Annotated in this window: 17 protein-coding genes; 8 read left to right on the top strand and 9 right to left on the bottom strand. The window is 71.2% G+C overall.

The features are described from left to right. Positions 1–9: 9 nt before the first annotated feature. Positions 10–900, top strand: coding sequence for a mycothiol conjugate amidase Mca (gene mca, locus ACO0E1_RS04565; RefSeq protein WP_422873094.1), 891 nt, complete (start codon positions 10–12; stop codon positions 898–900). Further along, a complete protein-coding gene (locus ACO0E1_RS04560; protein WP_422873093.1) occupies positions 897–1,178 on the top strand; it encodes a hypothetical protein in 282 nt (93 codons plus the stop codon). Before mca ends, ACO0E1_RS04560 begins: the two co-directional genes overlap by 4 nt. Before the next feature lie 202 nt (positions 1,179–1,380). Here the strand turns inward: ACO0E1_RS04560 and trhA are convergent, their stop codons facing one another. Next, positions 1,381–2,121, bottom strand: coding sequence for a PAQR family membrane homeostasis protein TrhA (trhA, locus tag ACO0E1_RS04555; protein WP_422873092.1), 741 nt, complete (start codon positions 2,119–2,121; stop codon positions 1,381–1,383). 75 nt (positions 2,122–2,196) lie between these two features. Between trhA and ACO0E1_RS04550 the strand changes: the two genes are divergently transcribed. The 3 genes from ACO0E1_RS04550 to ACO0E1_RS04540 all read left to right on the top strand — a co-directional run bounded on the left by ACO0E1_RS04550 (position 2,197) and on the right by ACO0E1_RS04540 (position 5,752). Further along, on the top strand, positions 2,197–2,982 hold the full coding sequence (locus ACO0E1_RS04550) for an isoprenyl transferase (protein ID WP_422873091.1): 786 nt from the start codon (positions 2,197–2,199) through the stop codon (positions 2,980–2,982). Positions 2,983–3,052: 70 nt separating this feature from the next. Then, positions 3,053–4,186, top strand: coding sequence for an aminotransferase class V-fold PLP-dependent enzyme (locus tag ACO0E1_RS04545; RefSeq protein WP_422873090.1), 1,134 nt, complete (start codon positions 3,053–3,055; stop codon positions 4,184–4,186). A 261-nt stretch (positions 4,187–4,447) separates the two neighbouring features. Next, the gene (locus tag ACO0E1_RS04540; RefSeq protein ID WP_422873124.1) at positions 4,448–5,752 is read left to right on the top strand and encodes an RNA 5'-3' helicase PhoH2; all 1,305 of its coding nucleotides are present in this window, start codon (positions 4,448–4,450) and stop codon (positions 5,750–5,752) included. A gap of 78 nt (positions 5,753–5,830) precedes the next feature. Here ACO0E1_RS04540 and ACO0E1_RS04535 read toward each other — a convergent pair whose 3' ends face one another. From ACO0E1_RS04535 to xseA, 5 genes are all read right to left on the bottom strand, one after another. Further along, positions 5,831–7,201: a class II fumarate hydratase gene (locus ACO0E1_RS04535; RefSeq protein WP_422873123.1), complete on the bottom strand. Its 1,371-nt coding sequence runs from the start codon at positions 7,199–7,201 to the stop codon at positions 5,831–5,833. A gap of 194 nt (positions 7,202–7,395) precedes the next feature. Continuing rightward, on the bottom strand, positions 7,396–8,010 hold the full coding sequence (locus tag ACO0E1_RS04530; protein ID WP_422873089.1) for a carbonic anhydrase: 615 nt from the start codon (positions 8,008–8,010) through the stop codon (positions 7,396–7,398). A gap of 71 nt (positions 8,011–8,081) precedes the next feature. Further along, entirely contained in the window at positions 8,082–8,720 is a 639-nt protein-coding gene (locus ACO0E1_RS04525) for a DUF4245 domain-containing protein (RefSeq protein ID WP_422873088.1), read from the bottom strand. Continuing rightward, positions 8,717–8,980 carry an exodeoxyribonuclease VII small subunit gene (locus ACO0E1_RS04520; protein WP_422873087.1) on the bottom strand — a complete coding sequence of 88 codons (264 nt, stop codon included), beginning with the start codon at positions 8,978–8,980 and terminating at the stop codon, positions 8,717–8,719. The genes ACO0E1_RS04525 and ACO0E1_RS04520 overlap by 4 nt, the downstream gene beginning before the upstream one ends. Positions 8,981–9,078: 98 nt before the next feature. Continuing rightward, positions 9,079–10,317: an exodeoxyribonuclease VII large subunit gene (gene xseA, locus ACO0E1_RS04515; protein WP_422873086.1), complete on the bottom strand. Its 1,239-nt coding sequence runs from the start codon at positions 10,315–10,317 to the stop codon at positions 9,079–9,081. Positions 10,318–10,487: 170 nt separating this feature from the next. Between xseA and ACO0E1_RS04510 the strand changes: the two genes are divergently transcribed. Next, positions 10,488–11,507: a 4-hydroxy-3-methylbut-2-enyl diphosphate reductase gene (locus ACO0E1_RS04510; protein WP_422873122.1), complete on the top strand. Its 1,020-nt coding sequence runs from the start codon at positions 10,488–10,490 to the stop codon at positions 11,505–11,507. Continuing rightward, positions 11,504–12,208 carry a DUF6264 family protein gene (locus tag ACO0E1_RS04505; protein ID WP_422873085.1) on the top strand — a complete coding sequence of 235 codons (705 nt, stop codon included), beginning with the start codon at positions 11,504–11,506 and terminating at the stop codon, positions 12,206–12,208. The genes ACO0E1_RS04510 and ACO0E1_RS04505 overlap by 4 nt, the downstream gene beginning before the upstream one ends. Before the next feature lie 7 nt (positions 12,209–12,215). Here the strand turns inward: ACO0E1_RS04505 and ACO0E1_RS04500 are convergent, their stop codons facing one another. Both ACO0E1_RS04500 and fbaA read right to left on the bottom strand, forming a co-directional pair. Beyond that, positions 12,216–13,478 carry a M18 family aminopeptidase gene (locus tag ACO0E1_RS04500; RefSeq protein WP_422873084.1) on the bottom strand — a complete coding sequence of 421 codons (1,263 nt, stop codon included), beginning with the start codon at positions 13,476–13,478 and terminating at the stop codon, positions 12,216–12,218. Positions 13,479–13,536: 58 nt separating this feature from the next. Beyond that, positions 13,537–14,565, bottom strand: coding sequence for a class II fructose-bisphosphate aldolase (fbaA, locus tag ACO0E1_RS04495; RefSeq protein ID WP_422873083.1), 1,029 nt, complete (start codon positions 14,563–14,565; stop codon positions 13,537–13,539). 125 nt (positions 14,566–14,690) lie between these two features. Here fbaA and glpX point away from each other — a divergent pair, with 125 nt between their 5' ends. Then, entirely contained in the window at positions 14,691–15,680 is a 990-nt protein-coding gene (gene glpX, locus ACO0E1_RS04490) for a class II fructose-bisphosphatase (RefSeq protein WP_281267144.1), read from the top strand. Between the two features lie 187 nt (positions 15,681–15,867). On the opposite strand, the gene ACO0E1_RS04485 is transcribed toward glpX, so the two are convergent. Further along, complete coding sequence (locus tag ACO0E1_RS04485) at positions 15,868–17,118, bottom strand: DNA recombination protein RmuC (RefSeq protein ID WP_422873082.1); 1,251 nt, start codon at positions 17,116–17,118, stop codon at positions 15,868–15,870. Positions 17,119–17,233 lie beyond the last annotated feature (115 nt).

Here is a 17,233-nt window from a genome sequence, read left to right as displayed (position 1 = left end):
GAACGTCCGGTGCCCTACCGCCTGATGGCCGTGCACGCCCATCCCGACGACGAGTCGAGCAAGGGAGCGGCCACCTCGGCGAAGTACGTGGCCGACGGTGACCAGGTCCTCGTGGTCTCCTGCACCGGGGGCGAGGCCGGGGACATCCTCAACGACCACCTCGGCGAGCCCGCCACGAGCCACGCGCACCGCGACATGGCCGGCTACCGCCGCGGCGAGATGGCGGCTGCGCAGGCGGCACTCGGCATCGACCACGTCTGGCTCGGCTACCACGACTCGGGGTTGCCCGACGCCGAACAGGGCGAGACCGTGCGACCCGGCACGTTCTCCACCGTCCCGCTCGAGTACAGCACCGAGGCCCTCGTCCGCGTGATCCGTCGGTTCCGCCCGCACGTGCTCGTCACCTACGACGAGAACGGCGGGTACCCGCACCCCGACCACATCCGCACGCACGAGGTCTCCGTGGCCGCCTGGCGCGACGCCGCCGACCCGGCGAAGTACCCGGAGGCCGGGGAACCCTGGTCGATCTCGAAGCTCTACTACGAGCGCACCATGAACCCTCGTCGCTTCACCGCGTTCTACGAGGCCCTCGAGGAGCGCGAGCCGGAGAGCCCGCTCCTCGAGCAGCTCGGCGAGTGGGTGGAGCGGTTCGCCGACCGGCCCGACCTCGCGACGACGCACGTGGACGTGCACGAGTACTTCGACGCCCGCGACGCCGCACTCCGTGCGCACGCCAGCCAGGTGCCGCCGGACAGCCCCTTCTTCTACTGGCCGAACGACCTCCTCGCGACGGTGTGGCCGACCGAGGACTACCAGCTGGTCGAGGCCCGTGTGCCCACCGACCTGCCGGAGTCCGACCTCTTCGCGGGGATCCCACCGGAACAGGACGTCAACGCGTGAGCACCATCGCGGCAGTACTCGCCGCCACCCCGAGCCCCAGCCCGACCTCGGCCGTCCCCGACGTGGACGTCACGCCGGGGGTCGCCGGGTTCATCGCGATCGCGGTCATCGCGGTCCTGACGATCCTGCTCGTGGTGGACATGACCCGCCGCATCCGGCGCACCCGCTACCGCGCCGAGATCCGGGAGCGCCTCGAGGCCGAGGCCCGTGGCGAGGACGTCGGCGACGCCGACGAGCCGGGCCGCACCGACGTCGCGGACGACACCGAACGCGGCTAGCGACCCCGGTCGCCGGCCTGGAGGCTCCTTCCGGGCCCCGCCACGAGCCTCCCGTCCGCCCTCCCGCCTGTCGGGCCGAATCGCGCGTAGGAGGTCAAAACGCGCGTAAAAGGTCGGAATTTTCCGTCACCTACGCGCGATTCGGCTTCCTACTGCACGCGTGATGGGACGGAACGTGCGCGCTGCCGAGCCGTCCGCGGGGTCAGCGGACCGGGTGCAGGGCCACCAGCAGGATGCCGACCCACTGCGCCGCGAACGCGGCGACCGTGAGCGCGTGGAAGACCTCGTGGAACCCGAAGACCGTCGGGGACGGGTTCGGCCGCTTGAAGCCGTAGACCAGCGCGCCGACGACGTACGCGAGCCCGCCGGACAGTACGAGCACCGTCATCGGGACGCTCGCCGCGAAGAGCTGCGGCAGGATCCCGAGCGCGGCCATGCCGAGCGCCAGGTAGAGCGGGACGTAGAGCCAGCGTGGTGCGCCGATCCAGAACACGCGGAAGGTGATGCCGAGGAGCGCGCCGCCCCACATCACCCAGAGCACCACGAGCATGAGCGTGTGCGGCAGGGCGCAGACCGCGACCGGCGTGTACGTGCCGGCGATGAGCAGGAAGATGTTCGTGTGGTCGATCCGCTTCAGGACCTTCTTGACCACCGGCCCCCACGGGAAGCGGTGGTAGGTCGCGGAGACGCCGAACATGATCAGCGACGTGGCCATGAACACGGCGGACCCGGCCTTCGCTGCCGGACTCGCAGCGAGTGACACGAGCACGATGCCCATCGCGATGGCGAACGGGAACGTGCCGAGGTGGATCCAGCCGCGCCAGGCCGGACGTGGCTCGACGGCCGTCACGGCTGCCTGCGATGCGTCCTTCGCCGCCTCGTCCGTCGCCTCCTCCGTGAACGGGACGTGGGGGAGGGTGTCGCCGTCCCGGTCGTGCTGCATCCTCCGACGATATGTCCGGGCAGCACCCGGACGGCTGGGAGTCCGCACCGAGGAGCCGTGCACTACAGTCGTTGCGTGACCGGCAGGCTGGGACGGGAAGGACGCGGGATCCTCTACCGCGCCTACCAGCAGCGCATCCGCAGGCAGATCGACGGGGCACCGACGCCGAAGCACGTCGCGATGATCGTGGACGGGAACCGCCGCTGGGCGAAGCAGCTCGGCCTCGAGACCGCCGCCCACGGACACCGCGCGGGCGCGGCGAAGATCCCCGAGTTCCTGACCTGGTGCGAAGACCTCGGCGTGCAGGTCGTCACGCTCTACCTGCTGTCGGCGGACAACCTCAAGGGGCGCGGCGGCGACGAGCTCCAGGAACTCATCGGCATCATCGCGGCGCTGGCCGATCGCCTGTCGCGGCAGGGCACGTGGCGTGTGCAGCACGTCGGGTCGAACGAAGGGCTGCCCGACGAGCTCGTCGCAGCGCTGTCCGAGGCAGAAACCAGGAGCGCCGGCAACACCGGGCTGCACATCAACCTGGCGGTCGGGTACGGCGGCCGGCGGGAGATCGCCGACGCCATGCGCAGCATCGTCCGCGCCCACGGGGAGGGCGGCGGGACGCTCGACACCCTCGCCGAGGTGCTGACGCCCGAGCTCATCGGCGACCACCTGTACACGCAGGGGCAGCCGGACCCGGACCTGATGATCCGCACCTCGGGCGAACAGCGCCTGTCGGACTTCATGCTGTGGCAGAGCGCGCACAGCGAGTTCTACTTCGTCGAGGCGTTCTACCCGGACCTGCGCGAGGTCGACTTCCTCCGAGCCGTGCGCGACTTCGGGCGGCGGTCGCGGCGGTTCGGCGGCTGAGGCCCGGTTCGGCGGCTGCCCCGGGTCCCAGTACACTCACAGGGTTCTGTTCCTGTGAAAGGTGTCCGCTGTGACCACGATCGACGAGTACGCCGCCGGCTTCGCCGAGGATCCCGGATACCTCGACCACGCGGCCTTCGGGCCCGTGCAGACCGCCGTGCTCGAGGAGCAGCGCGTCCTCGGGACCATCCAGGAACACATGCGCTTCGGGGCGATGGAGACGCTCGACGAGCAGGACGCCCGCGTCCGGGCCGTCGCCGCACGGCTGGTCGGCGTCCGCGCGGACCAGGTCGTCTCGCAGACCGCGACGACGCCCGGGCTGCTGCACACCGCGTTCGGGCTGACCGGTGGCGTGCTCGTCGCCGCGGACGAGTACCCGTCGATGCCACTGGCGCTGGCGAGTGCCGCGTCGGCCACCGGGGGCCGTGTGCGCCCGGTCGTCATCGAGTCCGGCGCGGGGTGGGTGACGCCGTCGCTGGTCGCGGCACGACTCGCCGCAGCCGCCGAGTCCGGGGCCGATGACATCACCGCCGTCGCCGTCTCGCTCGTCGACTGGCGCACCGGGTACCGCGCCGACCTCGCCGGCATCCGCGAGGTCATCGGCGACCGTCTGCTCATCGTCGACGCGATCCAGGGCTTCGGCGTCGTCGACGCCCCGTACGAGGTCGCCGACGTCGTCGCGACCGGTGGTCAGAAGTGGCTGCACGCCGGGTGGGGCACGGGCTTCGTGTCGTTCAGCGACCGTGCGCTCGGCCGCTTGCAGCCGGCACTCTCCGGGCCGCACGGCACGACCGGGTGGCCGGTCGAGGTGCCGTCGGTGCGTCCTGGTGCCGCCGGCTTCACGATGACGCGGATCGACCCCGTCGCACAGGCACGGCTCGCGGTCTCCCTCGAGCGGCTCACCGCGGTCGGGGTGTCCACCGTGCAGGAGCGCGTCGCGGACCGCGTGGAGCGGGTGTTCCAGATCGCGGACGAGTTCGGGCTCGAGGTCGAGTCGAGCCGCGACCCCGCCGAGCGTGCGGGCATCGTCGTGCTCCGGCCCGCCGAGGGGCGACTCACCGCGCTGTCGGCGGCGCTGCACAACCACGGGGTCACGGCGAGCACCCGCCTCGGCACGGTCCGGGTGTCGGTGTTCGCATCGACGACCGACGAGACCCTCGACATGTTCCGGGACGCCTGCATCTCCTACGCCACCTCGTTCTGACGCGCGCTCAGGTGGCGTTCACATGAACGTAACCGAGCAATCCGCGTGTCGCTGGCGTGCTGTCAGAGGGTCGTCGTAGCTTTGCCGCATCGGGCACCGCGCCCGATCGAAGCGGCCACAGATGGTGCTTCGGGACCCGCTCCGTGGCCGTGTCGAGGACAAGGACCGGGTCGCGTGCGGCCCGGGGATGGAGTGGTCGTGACCTCTCAGAACGTCTCCCACGGAACCTCGTCAGTAGCGTCGACCTCGGCTTCCGCCGCGGTGTCGACCGGCACGGACCAGCGCACCTACGTGCTGGACACCTCGGTGCTGTTGAGTGATCCGCGGGCCCTGTTCCGCTTCGACGAGCACGCCGTCGTGCTGCCTGTCGTGGTCGTCAGCGAACTGGAGTCCAAGCGCAACGACCCGGAGATCGGGTACTTCGCCCGGCAGGCCCTCCGGATCCTCGACGAACTCCGCATCGAGCACGAGCGCCTGGACTTCCCGGTCGCGGTCGGCGAAGGCGGGTCGCTCCGCGTCGAGCTGAACCACTCGAACCAGTCCGTCCTGCCGTCCGGCCTCCAGCTCGGTGACAACGACTCCCGGATCCTCGCGGTCGCGTCGAACCTCGCCAACGACGGGCTCGACGTCGTCGTCGTGTCGAAGGACCTCCCGCTGCGCGTCAAGGCCGCCTCGATCGGCCTCGCGGCAGAGGAGTACCGCGCCGAACTCGCCGTCGACTCGGGCTACACGGGCATCGCCGAGCTGCAGATCTCCGGCGAGCAGATGTCCGACCTCTACGAGAAGGAAGAGATCCGGTCGTCGCAGCTCGACGGCGTCCCGGTCAACACCGGCGTCGTCATCCACTCCGAACGGGGATCCGGTCTCGGCCGCGTGCACACCGCCGGTTCGGTGGCCCTCGTCCGCGGCGACCGCGAGGTCTTCGGGCTCCGCGGCCGCTCCGCCGAGCAGCGGCTCGCGATCGACGCGCTCCTCGACCCGGAGATCGGGATCGTCTCGCTCGGCGGCAGCGCCGGCACGGGCAAGTCGGCGCTCGCACTCTGCGCCGGACTCGAAGCCGTGCTCGAACGGCAGCAGCACAAGAAGATCATGGTGTTCCGGCCGCTCTACGCGGTCGGCGGGCAGGAGCTCGGCTTCCTCCCCGGAGACGCGAGCGAGAAGATGAACCCGTGGGCGCAGGCCGTCTACGACACCCTCGGCGCGCTGGTGTCCGACAACGTCCTCGACGAGGTCGTGGAACGCGGCATGCTCGAGGTGCTCCCGCTGACCCACATCCGCGGGCGCTCCCTGCACGACGCGTTCGTCATCGTCGACGAGGCCCAGTCACTCGAACGGAACGTCCTGCTGACGATGCTCTCCCGCATCGGGCAGAACTCCCGCGTCGTGCTCACCCACGACGTCGCGCAGCGCGACAACCTGCGGGTCGGTCGGCACGACGGTGTCGCGTCGGTGATCGAGCGGCTCAAGGGGCACCCGCTGTTCGCGCACGTCACGCTGACGCGTTCCGAGCGCTCCGCGATCGCGGCGCTGGTGACCGAGATGCTGGACTCGCCCGACCTGGTCTAGGCGCGCAGGACGCGACCGCAGACGGACGGGAGGCCCGGTGCCAGCTGGCACCGGGCCTCCCGTCCGTCGCGTGGTGCGTCAGTTCGGGTGGGTCATCGACAGGACGTCGAGCGCCTCGTCCAGCTGCGCCTCGGTGACCTCGCCGCGCTCGACGAAGCCGAGCGCGACCACGGCTTCGCGGACGGTGATGCCCTCGGCGACCGCGTGCTTGGCGACCTTCGCGGCGGCCTCGTACCCGATGACGCGGTTCAGCGGCGTCACGATCGACGGCGAGGACTCCGCGAAGGCGCGCGCACGCTCGAGGTTCGCCTGCAGCCCGTCGACGGTCTTGTCGGCGAGGACCCGCGAGCTGTTCGCCAGCAGACGGATCGACTCGAGCAGCGCGGTCCCCATCACCGGGATCGCCACGTTGAGCTCGAAGGCACCGGACGCGCCGGCCCACGCGACGGTGGCGTCGTTGCCGATCACCCGTGCCGCGACCATGAGCGTCGCCTCGGGGATGACCGGGTTGACCTTGCCCGGCATGATCGACGACCCCGGCTGCAGGTCCGGGATGTGCAGCTCGCCGAGCCCGGTGTTCGGGCCGGAGCCCATCCAGCGCAGGTCGTTGTTGATCTTCGTCAGGCTGACCGCGAGCACCTTGAGGGCGCCGGACGCCTCGACGAGTGCGTCGCGGGCGCCCTGGGCCTCGAAGTGGTCGAGCGCCTCCGTGATCGGGAGTCCGGTGTCCTCGGCGAGCTGGGCGATGACCTGCTGCGGGAAGCCCTTCGGCGTGTTGATGCCGGTGCCGACCGCGGTGCCGCCGAGCGGGACCTCGGCGACGCGGGGGAGCGTGGCGTTCACCCGCTCGATGCCGAGGCGGATCTGCCTGGCGTAGCCGCCGAACTCCTGCCCGAGGGTGACCGGGGTGGCGTCCATCAGGTGGGTGCGACCGGACTTCACGGCGTCGGCCCACAGCGTGGCCTTCGCTTCGAGGGAGTCGGCGAGGTGTTCGAGGGAGGGGACGAGCGACCGGATGAGGGCGTCCGTCACGGCGACGTGCACCGAGGTCGGGAAGACGTCGTTGGACGACTGGGAGGCGTTGACGTGGTCGTTCGGGTGCACGGCCGTGCCGCTCCGGGACGCCAGGGTCGCCAGGACCTCGTTCATGTTCATGTTCGAGGAGGTGCCGCTGCCGGTCTGGTAGACGTCGACCGGGAACTGGTCGTGGTGCTCACCAGCGATGATGACGTCCGCGGCACCGACGATCGCGTCGGCAACGGCCCCGTCGACGATGCCGAGCTGCCCGTTGACGATCGCTGCAGCACGCTTGATGCGCGCGAGGGCGACGATCTGCGCCGACTCGAGCCCGGTGCCCGAGATCGGGAAGTTCTCCACCGCACGCTGCGTCTGGGCGCGGTAGAGCGCCGAGACGGGCACACGGACCTCGCCCATGGTGTCGTGCTCGATCCGGAAACCGTCGTCGGTGGACGACTCGGTGCTGGTCGAGGCGGTGGGTGTCGTCGCGGTGGTGTCGGTCACGTCGTCGTGGTCCTTCCTGGTGGTGCTGCCGGTCGCGGTCGCGCCCGGGGTGTCGTTCGGGCCGCGGTGGATCGCCGTGGCTCGTGTGCCGTGCCGGTCCCCGTCGGACCGGCGGCCCGTCGTCAGGCCTGGCCGACGACGGTGTCGATGCTGACCTCGCCCGTGGTCAGGTCGTAGGTCGCGCCGACGACCGCCAATCTACCCTCGGCGATGGCGTCGGACACGGCGCCGGAGCGCTCGAGGATCGCGCCGAGCGTGAACTCGAGGTGTGCCGCGCCGATGGCTTCCTGCGGCAGGTCGGCGTCAGTCGCCCTGACCCGCTCGACACTCGGCGAGATCGCGTCCACGAGCGCCTGCAGGTGTGGCGCCGGGACGGGTTCGCCCGATCGTGCCGCCGCGACCGCACCGCACTTGGTGTGGCGCAGGACGACGACCAGCGGGGTCCCGAGCGCCACGACGGCGAACTCGATCGAGCCGAGCACGACGTCGTCGACGATCTGCCCGGCGTTGCGGATCGCGAACACGTCGCCGATGCCCGCGTCGAAGACGTGCTCGAACGGCACGCGGGAGTCCGAGCACCCGAGGACGGTCGCGAACGGCGCCTGCGACCCGGCGAGCTCGTTGCGGCGGTCGGGGTCGATGCGGCCGGTACGGCGCTTGTCGGCCGCGAACCGGGCGTTGCCCTCGACGAGGAGTCGGAGGGCGTCGGCGGGGGTGGACGCTGCGCGGTCGGTCATGGGTTCGGCTCCTCGGTGCTGCTTCGGGTGACGGGTTCGGCCTGGATCAGTCGCTGCGGGGTCTGACTGGGTCAGTCGCTCAGCTGCTTCGCGACGCCGGCGGCGATCTTCCGGAACGAGGCGTCGTCGGCGGTGCCGGCCAGGACGACGGTGTTCCGGCCGAAGCTCGCGACGAGGGCGTACGCCTGGTTGCCGGCGTCCTTGCCCTCCGCGCGGCGGTCGTACACGGTCCACTTCGTCCCGCCGATGGACCGGGAACCCGTCGCTGCGTGCTGGTCCAGCTGGTTCGCCACCCAGGTCGGGTTGGCGTCGATGCCCTGCTGCAGGCCGACGTACTGCTTGTCCGGGGTCAGGAAGCCCACGGTCCAGACGTCCACGCCGTCGGCGGCCTCGTCCTTGTAGTCGGCGCGGTTCGCGCTGTACGAGTCGGGGAGCTCCGGCGCGGCGAGCGTGACGCCGGGGACGTCCGCCTGGGATGCGACCTGCTGGTAGTCGACGCTGCGGTCCACGGCGCCGTCCGGGCGGGCCACGACCGCGACCAGGAACACCACGATGCCGAGCGACGCGATGAGCGCGAGCACGAGGTTGAAGGCCGTCTGGTGCTGGCGGCGTGCACGGCGCGCGGAGTCCTTGCGCGCCCAGGTCTCCTCAGCCGTCTCGGGGCGGCCGAGCTCGGCGACGACCGGGCGGCCGGTCTCCGGATCGGTCACCGGGAGGCCTCGGCAGCGTCACCGTCGCTGGCCGCGCGGGCGGCGTCGAGACGCGCACGGGCGCCGACGAGCCACTCCTCGCAACGTGCCGCGAGGGCTTCGCCGCGCTCCCAGAGGGACAGCGAGCGCTCGAGCGTCGCAGAGCCCTGCTCGAGCTCGTTGACGACGCGGACGAGTTCGTCGCGCGCGGCCTCGTAGCTCAGGGACCGGACGTCTGTCGGCCCGCTCTGGGCGGTCTCGGGCTGTTCCTCGGATGACACGCCTCGATCCTACCGAGGGTCCACCGACGCGCTCGTCGGAACGCTGCGCCTGTGGAGAACGCCGCGCCTGTGGAGGAGGCGGCGCCGGTGGAGCATGCTCAGCCCTCGCCGTCGGGCCCCGGCCCCTCGGGTTCGAGCGTGCCCGTCGCCGTGCCGGCACCGAGCGTCACGCGGACGTCCGTGCTGCCGGCGAGGTCCGCAGCGGCCCGGACGACGCCGCCATCGGTCGTCTGGACGATCGCGTACCCGCGCCGGAGCGTGTCCCGGGGCGAGAGCGCTCGGAGGCGTCCGGTCAGGTGCCCGACGTCCGAGTGGGAGCGCTCGATGCGACGGTCGAGGAGCTCGCGCGCCCGGGAGAGATCTCGTGCCACTTCCTCGGCACGGGTGTCGACGAGCCACGCGGTGGAGGCGAGTGCCGGACGGGAGCGCAGCGCGGCGATGCGGTCCGCCTCGACGGACAGCGTGTGCGAGAGCCGGAGTCCCAGCCGGGCCCGCGCCTGCCGCACGTTCGCCAGTTCCTCGGCGACGTCGGGCACGACCCGCTTCGCGGCATCGGTCGGGGTCGAGGCGCGCAGGTCGGCGACCTCGTCCAGGATCGGTCGGTCGGCTTCGTGGCCGATCGCCGAGACGATCGGGGTCGTCGCGGCCGCCGCTGCGCGGACCAGCCCCTCGTCGCTGAAGCCGAGCAGGTTCTGGAAGTCGCCACCACCGCGGGCCACGATGATGACGTCGACCTCGGGGTCGGCGTCGAGTTCCTGGATGGCCGCCGTCACCTCGGTCACGGCACGCTCGCCCTGCACTGCTGCGTGGATCGTGCGGAACTCCACCTGCGGCCACCGGAGCTGCGCGTTGCGCTTGACGTCCTTCTCAGCGTCGGAGTCCTTGCCGGTGACGAGTCCGATGCGGTGCGGCAGGAACGGCAGACGCTTCTTGCGTGAGACGTCGAAGAGGCCCTCCTCGGCCAGGGTCCGGCGCAGCCGTTCGAGCCGCTCGAGCAGGTCCCCGAGCCCGACGTGCTTCATCTCGACGACCTGCATCGTCAGCGAGCCGCCCTTGACCCAGTAGTTCGGCTTGACCGCGGCGACCACCCGGGCGCCCTGTCCGAGGTCGGCAGGCACCCGGGAGCGCACGCTCGACCAGATCGAGAACGACACCGTGGCGTCGACCTCGACGTCCTTGAGCTTGCCGTACACGTTGCCGCCGGCGACGTTCCACTGCGTGATCTCGCCCTCGACCCACGCGGTGCCGAGCCGGTCGATCCAGTCCCGCATCTTCGCGCCGAGCAGCGCGACGGGCCACGGGTTGTCGGCCGTCGGTGGTCCCTGTTCGATCGCCATGCGCTCCTCCTCGTGGTGCCGTCCCATGCTGCCGGACACCGGTGACACCCGCGCCCAGGCCCCGCCGGACACCGGTGACACCCGTGCCCAGGCCCCGTCGGTCCTGCTCACCTATCATCGGGGACGTGACGATCACCAACGGCCACTCGGTCCCACTCGCCCCGCCGCGCATGCCCGCGCCGCGCGGACGGCTGCGGAACGACCCGGTGACCGGCACCAAGAAGGTCCTGCTCGCCGCCCCGCGCGGCTACTGCGCCGGTGTCGACCGCGCGGTCGTCGCCGTCGAGAAGGCACTGGAGCAGTACGGCGAACCCGTCTACGTCCGCAAGCAGATCGTCCACAACGTGCACGTCGTGTCGACGCTCGAGCAGCGCGGCGCCGTCTTCGTGGACGACGTCGACGAGGTCCCCCGTGGATCGCACGTCGTCTTCAGCGCGCACGGGGTGTCCCCCGCGGTCGTGGCCGGTGCCGCGGACCGGGACCTGCACGCCATCGACGCCACGTGCCCGCTCGTCACGAAGGTCCACCGCGAGGCCACCCGGTTCGCCAAGGCCGAGCGCACCATCATCCTGATCGGGCACGCGGGCCACGAAGAGGTCGAAGGCACGATGGGGCACGCGCCGGAGCGCACGATCCTGGTCAACGGGCCGGAGGACGTCGCCGCCCTCACCGTCGACGACCCGGACAACCTGGTCTGGCTGTCGCAGACCACGCTGAGTGTCGACGAGACGATGGAGACCGTCCGTCGCCTGCGCGAGAAGTACCCGACGATCCAGGACCCGCCCTCCGACGACATCTGCTACGCCACCCAGAACCGGCAGGTCGCGATCAAGAAGGTCGCCCCGCAGGCGGACCTGGTGATCGTGGTCGGTTCGGCGAACTCGTCGAACAGCGTCCGCCTGGTCGAGGTCGCACTCGAGCACGGCGCCCGCGCGGCGCACCGCGTCGACTACGCCGAGGAGATCCGGCAGGAGTGGCTCGACGGCGTCCGCACGGTGGGCGTCACGAGTGGGGCGTCCGTCCCCGAGGAGCTCGTCCACGAGGTCCTCGAGCAGCTCGCCGATGCCGGCTACGGATCGGTCGAAGAGGTCGTCACCGCGCACGAGGACCTGATGTTCTCCCTCCCGAAGGAACTCCGCACCGACGCGTCTGGAAACCCGACGCGCGCCCTCGGCGGTCGTACCCGATGAGCGCGGGGGACTGGTCGTCCGTGCCGTCGCGTGGACACGGCGACGGACAGGAGGCCCGGCTCGACCCGCCGACGTCGGCCGCCGGTACCGCGGACGGTCGCGTCCACGGCCGTCCGGCACCGCAGTACGGCGAGTACGCCCCGGACGGCTGGGTCAACCCGGTGTTCGTCGAACAGGAACGCGCCGAGCGTGAGCGCCAGGCGCACGAGGCTGCCGTCGCCGCGCGCGAGTCCGCCGCGGCCGGCACCGGGCCCGGAGCACGGCAGACGTCCACGGCGTCGCGCCCGTCGGCGGGCGCGCCGTCGGGCGCAGCTGTCCCGACGTCGCGGTTCGGGGCGTCACCCGGCGACTTCCTGCTCACCGTCATGCTGCTGGCGTTCGGGCTCGTGTCCGTCGTCCAGTCGCTCTCCGTCGGCACCGTCGCCTCCGGTGTCCGGCGAGAGCTGGAGCTCCGTTACACCTCGCTCGAGGACCCGGGCGCACTGACCACCGCGGCACTCGTGAGTGCGATCGTCACGGTCGTGCTGTTCGTCCTCGTCGCCTGGTGGTCGATCGTCCGCCTACGCCGCCGGAAGCGCACCGTCTGGGTGCCGCTCCTCGGTGGTGCCGTCGCGTCCCTCGTCACGATGGGTGCCTTCGCGACGGTGCTCGCCAACGACGGGCACTTCTTGGCCTGGATGATGCAGAACGCCGGCGGCTGACCCGTCCTCAGCCGGCCAGGAATGCCGCGACGGCGCCGTGCAGTGCCGCCAGGTCGTCGACGTGCACGAGTTCACGGACCGAGTGCATCGACAGCAACCCGACACCGATGTCGACGGTGGGGATGCCGAGCCGGGTCGCCGCGATCGGGCCGATCGTCGAGCCCCCGGGGATCGTGTTGTTGTTCACGAACGGCTGGAACGGCACCCCGGCCGATGCGCACGCGGCAGCGAAGACGGCCTCCCCCTTCGCCTCGGTCATGTAGCGCTGGTTCGCGCTGATCTTCAGGAGCGGGCCACCAGCAGGACGCGGACGGTTCGTCGGGTCGTGCTTCTCGGAGGAGTTCGGGTGCACCAGGTGGCCGGCGTCGCTCGACAGCAGCCACGACGCACGGAACGCCCGAGCGGCTTCGGACCGGGTGGCGCCGAGCCCCTCTTGCACGCGGCCGAGGACGTCCTCGAGGAACGGCCCGCCGGCACCGGACGGCGTCGCCGAGCCGACCTCTTCGTGGTCGAACGCCGCGAACACCGCGATGTGGTCCGCGTCTTCGGGGGCGTCCACGATGCCGCGGAGCCCGGCGTGCACGCTCGTCAGGTTGTCCATCCGGCCGGAGGCCAGGAACGACCCGTCGATCCCGACCCGTGCTGGTGCCTGGGTGTCGGCGAGGAACAGGTCCCACGAGACCGCCGTGTCACCGACCCGTCCGCGGAGCCACTCGAGGGCGTCGACGCCGCCGGACTCGGTGCCGTCCGTGCCGACGATCGGCAGGGTGTGGCGCTGCCGGTCGATCTCGTTGCCGGTGTTCACGCCGCGGTCGAGGTGGATCGCGAGGTTCGGGATCCGCGCGACCGCGCCGGTGTCGATGAGCGTGATCGAGCCGTCGGCGTGCACGACCCGTCCGGCGATGCGGAGGTCCCGGTCGAACCAGGTCGACAGGATCGGGCCGCCGTAGACCTCGACGTTGAGCTGTTCCCAGCCCCCGACGCGCACGGTCGGGTTCGGCTTGATCCGGAACCCGGGGGAGTCGGTGTGGGCGCCGAGGATCCGGAAGGGCGTCGTCGCGCTCGCGCCGTTCGGCGTCCGCCAGGCGATCACCGCGCCGTCGCGGACGACCACGTAGGCACCGGGCTCGGTCGGCCACGCGTCGAGCTCGGAGAGCTCCGTGAACCCGGCCGCCACCAGGCGGTCCCGGGTCTCGCCGGCGGCGTGGAACGCCGTCGGCGATGCGGTGACGAACTGGGCGAACTCGGATGCGATGGCGTCGACGGTCACCCGACCATCGTGGCACGGGACGCGTCCGACGGACGCGCCCCGAACCTCCCGACCGATGTCAGCTCTTGCTGTTGCCCGCCGAGCCGAGGACCTTGGCGGCCTCGCCGACGCGGGCGGCCATCGCCGTCTCCGCGACCTTGCCCCATGCGCGCGGGTCGTACTGCTTCTTGTTGCCGACCTCGCCGTCGATCTTCAGGACGCCCTCGTAGTTGGTGAACATCGAGCCGGCGATCGAGCGCGTGAACGCGTACTGCGTGTCCGTGTCGATGTTCATCTTGATGACGCCGTTGCGGACGGCCTCGTGGATCTCGTCGTCGGTCGAGCCGGAGCCGCCGTGGAAGACGAGGTCGAGGGGGTTCTCGCCGGTGCCGTGCTTCGCGGCGACGGCGGCCTGGATCTCACCGAGGAGTTCCGGACGGAGCTTGACGTTGCCGGGCTTGTAGACACCGTGCACGTTGCCGAACGTCAGCGCGGCGATCCAGCGGCCCTTGTCGCCGAGGCCGAGCGCGTCGACGACCCGCTCGACGTCGTTCGGGGTCGTGTAGAGCGCGTCGTTGGTGCCCTCGTGCTCGACGCCGTCCTCTTCGCCGCCGACGACGCCGATCTCGACCTCGAGGATGGCGTTGATGTTGCGGGTCTTCTCGATCATCGTGCGGGCGATCTCGATGTTCTCGTCGAGCGGCACGGCCGAACCGTCCCACATGTGCGACTGGAAGATCGGGTTGCGGCCGTGGCGGACCTCTTCCTCGCTCGCGGCGATGAGTGGCAGCACGAAACCGTCGAGGGCGTCCTTCGGGCAGTGGTCGGTGTGGAGCGCGACCGTGATCGGGTAGTTCTTGGCGACCTCGTGCGCGAACTTCGCCATCGCGAGCGCGCCGGCGGCACGGTTCTTCACGGTGTGGCCGGCGAAGTAGTCGGCACCGCCCGTCGTCACCTGGAGGATGCCGTCCGAGCCGGCCTCGGTCAGGCCCTGGAGGACCGCGTTGATGGTCTGGGACGAGGAGACGTTCACGGCGGGGTACGCGAACTTGCCCGCCTTCGCTCGGTCGATCATCTCGGCGTACTGTTCCGGCGTTGCGATGGGCACTGGGATCTCCTTCGACTTCGGTGGTGGCCGGTCCGATCGTAGTCAGCCCCAGCAGAGTGTGACCTGGTCTGCACATCCGTTCGTCCCGCGGGGTGGGTGTGGTCCCGGTCGATAGGCTGGGGTCCGTGACTCCCACGACTGAAACCGGATCCCTCTTCCTGCAGCCCGACCGCAACCTCGCGCTGGAACTCGTGCGTGCGACCGAGGCCGCGGCGATCCGTGCGCAGCCGTGGGTCGGTCGTGGTGAGAAGAACCTCGCGGACGGTGCTGCCGTCGACGCGATGCGGAAGTTCCTCGGCACGGTGAACTTCGACGGCGTGGTCGTCATCGGCGAGGGCGAGAAGGACAACGCCCCGATGCTCTACAACGGCGAGCACGTCGGCAACGGGCACGGCCCCGCGTGCGACATCGCGGTCGACCCGATCGACGGTACCTCGCTCACGGCTGCCGGCCGCCAGAACGCCATCTCCGTGATGGCCGTCTCGGACCGTGGCTCGATGTACGACCCGTCCGCAGTGTTCTACATGGACAAGATCGCCGCAGGCCCCGACGGCCGTGGGGTCCTGGACCTCGAGAAGCCGATCGGCGAGAACATCCGCGCGCTCGCGAAGGCGAAGCATAAGGACCTCGAGGACATGCAGATCGCCGTGCTCGACCGCCCCCGCCACGACGAGCTCATCCGTGCGATCCGTGCGACCGGGGCCGGCACGCGGCTGCTGCTCGACGGCGACGTCGCCGGTGGCATCGCGGCGGCGCTGCCCGGGTCGCCGATCGACATGTGCGTCGGCGTCGGTGGGACCCCCGAGGGCATCATCACCGCGTGCGCGATCAAGGCGCTCGGCGGTGTGATCCTCGGCAAGCTCCAGCCCAAGGACGACGAGGAGCGCGAGAAAGCGATCGCCGCCGGGCACGACCTCGACAAGGTCCTCGACCAGGACGACCTCGTCACGGGCGACAACACGTTCTTCGTCGCGACGGGTGTCACGGACGGCGTGCTGGTCGACGGGGTCCGTCGCTCGCGCGGCGTGATCCACACGGACTCGCTCGTGCTGCGGTCGCGCTCGAACACGATCCGCCGCATCCAGGCGGACCACCGCGCCGAGAAGTGGTTCTGATCCGTCCCGTCTGCTGACGCGCTCGGCGCACAACCGAAAGCCGTCCGCGCCACGTCATCACGTGGCGCGGACGGCTTTTCGTTGTGCGGGAGCACGTCGTGCCGGGCGGCGCGCCGCGGCGGCGCGGCCGCGGCCGGCGGCGCGGCCGCGGCCGGCGGCGCGGCGCGCGACGGCGGCCGCGGGCGGGTCAGTCGCGGTCGGGGGAGCCGACGAGCTCGGGCGCGGTGAGCAGCCGCGGCTCGTCGTCGATCGTGGCGGGGTCGGCGATGACCTTCGACTCGTCGAGGAGTGACAGCCGCCGGGCGCTCGGCAGCACCTGGCGTTCGAGCGACCCGACGAAGCGGTTGTAGTCGACGACGGTGCCTCGGATCGACCGGCCGAGTTTGTCGACGTGTGCCGCCATCGTCGAGAGCCGGCCGTGGAGCTCCCGCGAGATCGTGAAGAGCTCGCGGGCTTCCTGCGTGACGACGTCCTGCTGCCAGGAGAACGCCACGGTCTTGAGCACCGACCAGAGCGTCACGGGCGATGCCAGTGCGACCCGCTTGCGGAACGCGTGGTCGAGCAGCCCGGGGTCGGCGGCGAGGGCGCTGGCGATGAGGGACTCGGACGGGATGAACGCCACCGTGAGCTCCGGCGAGGCGTCGTACCCGGACCAGTACTCCCGGGCGGCGAGTGCATCCACGTGTGCCCGCAGCGCCTTGACGTGCTGGGCCATGAGCTGCGCACGGCGTGCTCCCTCGGCACCGGTGGCCGACGCCGGGATCTCCACCGCCTGCAGGTAGGCGCTGAACGGCACCTTCGCGTCGACCGCGATGCTCTTGCCGCCGGGCAGGTGCACGATCATGTCGGGGCGGGCCGTTCCGGCCGACGTCGTCACGGAGGACTGCACGTCGAAGTCGACCCGCTCGAGGAGCCCCGCCGCTTCGACCACGTTGCGCAGCTGCGTCTCGCCCCAGACCCCGCGCGTGCTGTTGGCGGACAGGGCGCTCGCGAGCGTCTCGGCCGTGGCGCGCAGGCGTTCTTCGGACTCGGCCGCGGACCGGAGCTGCGTGGAGATCGCACCGTACTGCTCGCTGCGGGAGCGTTCGAGTTCGGCGATCTTGGCGCGCATCACGTCGAGGGTCTCGGCGACGGGGCTGAGTGCCGTGAGGACCTTCGATTCGTCCTGTGCCCTGGCGGACTCGGCGCCGTGCATGCGCTGCACGAGGTGCTCGAGCTCGGCCGCCCGGCGTTCCAGCGAGTCGACCTGCCGCCGGTACTGGGCGTCCTGCGCATCGAGTCGTTCCTCCGCGTCGCGGCGCACTTCGTCCAGGCGCGCGCGGAGCGCGGTGGCGGTGGCGTCGGCCGCCCCGGACCGGGTGCGCGCGACCGACCACGCGATCGCGGCGCCGGCCACGGCGCCGATCAGGAGGCCGATGAGCAGGGCGGTGAAGTCCATGCCCAGACCTTCCCAGGACCCACCGACACCGGTGTTCCGGGGGTGATCCGAGCCTCCAGGCGGACCGCAGCACGCGGTGCAGAACCATGTCATGACATTAAGCCAAGGAGGGTGT

Origin of the sequence: Curtobacterium guangdongense (assembly GCF_049341845.1) — a bacterium.
GTDB lineage: Bacteria > Actinomycetota > Actinomycetes > Actinomycetales > Microbacteriaceae > Curtobacterium > Curtobacterium guangdongense.
This window is presented reverse-complemented; position numbering and strand designations above follow the sequence as displayed.

What these genes read in the sequence shown, in the direction of transcription:
- ACO0E1_RS04485 (WP_422873082.1), bottom strand. Translation starts at nt 17,118, where the DNA reads ATGGACTTCACCGCCCTGCTCATCGGCCTCCTGATCGGCGCCGTGGCC.
- ACO0E1_RS04510 (WP_422873122.1), top strand. Translation starts at nt 10,488, where the DNA reads ATGCCCGCGCCGCGCGGACGGCTGCGGAACGACCCGGTGACCGGCACC.
- ACO0E1_RS04530 (WP_422873089.1), bottom strand. Translation starts at nt 8,010, where the DNA reads ATGACCGACCGCGCAGCGTCCACCCCCGCCGACGCCCTCCGACTCCTC.
- trhA (WP_422873092.1), bottom strand. Translation starts at nt 2,121, where the DNA reads ATGCAGCACGACCGGGACGGCGACACCCTCCCCCACGTCCCGTTCACG.
- ACO0E1_RS04505 (WP_422873085.1), top strand. Translation starts at nt 11,504, where the DNA reads ATGAGCGCGGGGGACTGGTCGTCCGTGCCGTCGCGTGGACACGGCGAC.
- xseA (WP_422873086.1), bottom strand. Translation starts at nt 10,317, where the DNA reads ATGGCGATCGAACAGGGACCACCGACGGCCGACAACCCGTGGCCCGTC.